The sequence below is a fragment of the Veillonella sp. CHU740 genome, assembly GCF_003992055.1.
In the GTDB taxonomy this organism is placed as follows: domain Bacteria; phylum Bacillota; class Negativicutes; order Veillonellales; family Veillonellaceae; genus F0422.
In genome coordinates this window covers 1-946 of the sequence record NZ_RQVD01000026.1, presented here as the reverse complement: position 1 = coordinate 946, position 946 = coordinate 1, and the positions used below count along the sequence as shown (strand labels likewise).

At 37.5% G+C, this 946-nt stretch carries 1 protein-coding gene; it reads right to left on the bottom strand.

Annotated features, from left to right (window positions below; genetic code table 11):
• Positions 1 to 872 (bottom strand): ISL3 family transposase (locus tag EO115_RS08295; RefSeq protein WP_126938476.1); only part of this gene is annotated, 872 nt, incomplete at its 3' end.
• Positions 873 to 946: the final 74 nt, after the last annotated feature.

Below are 946 nucleotides of genomic sequence, written 5' to 3'. Positions count from 1 at the left end.
GATATACGTAATATTTCTAACAGCTTTATTCGTTCGCTTTCAGTTAATTTACCAGGGTTCTTCATAAGAATCCTTCGGTTATATTTGAGTGTTCTAGAGTGTGACACTAGCCTCTTTTGCTCACGCTTGCGTACACGCTCAAGAGCCCAATCCACCAAGCGACACACGTGATAACGATCTGCCACAATATGTGCGTGAGGGAACATAGTTTGCATCACTAACCTAAATAATGGAGACATATCCATAACGATGTATTTAACCTGTTCTCTAGCTTCTTTAGAAAAGGGTTTGAAGTATTGAATAAGAGCTCGTGTATCCCGTTTTGGTAAAATATCTACGATAGAATGATTGTTTAAATCAGTTATGATAACTTGGTACATTTGACCTTCGGCATTCCCTTTATATTCGTCGATACCTAGCACAGTAGGTAATTGTGTAGGCTTTGGAATGGCTAATTTAGAGCAATACCGAATAACTGTAGATACAGAGACATCACTGCGTTTAGCCATCTCGGTAAAGGATCCTTTTTGGCCTAATTGTCTAAATAGATACTCCATATTAGTTTTACTGAGTCGCAAATAGCGGCAAACAAAAGGGTTCTTTTCTATGAAAGTATGATTACATTCCTGACATTTGTAACGTCTCTGCAAGTAGGTTGCAGTCACTGCATGATGCTGTGTAGCGCCAAATTTGACGTCTCTAGGTCGTTTACCTTTAGACTTTCTAGTGCTTGCTCCACAATGTGGACATACTTGCTCAGCTACCGGCATCTCTAGTGTAAAATGAATAGAACCGTCCTCGTTTACTCTTGTATGTTTGATATATTCCTCTTTAATTTTAAAGATAATTTCTGTATAATTAACTGTAGACATATATGACTCACCCTTTCTTAATTGTGTGGTTACTTTTATGATACGGTTTGAGTTTGTATATGTCTATTTTATTG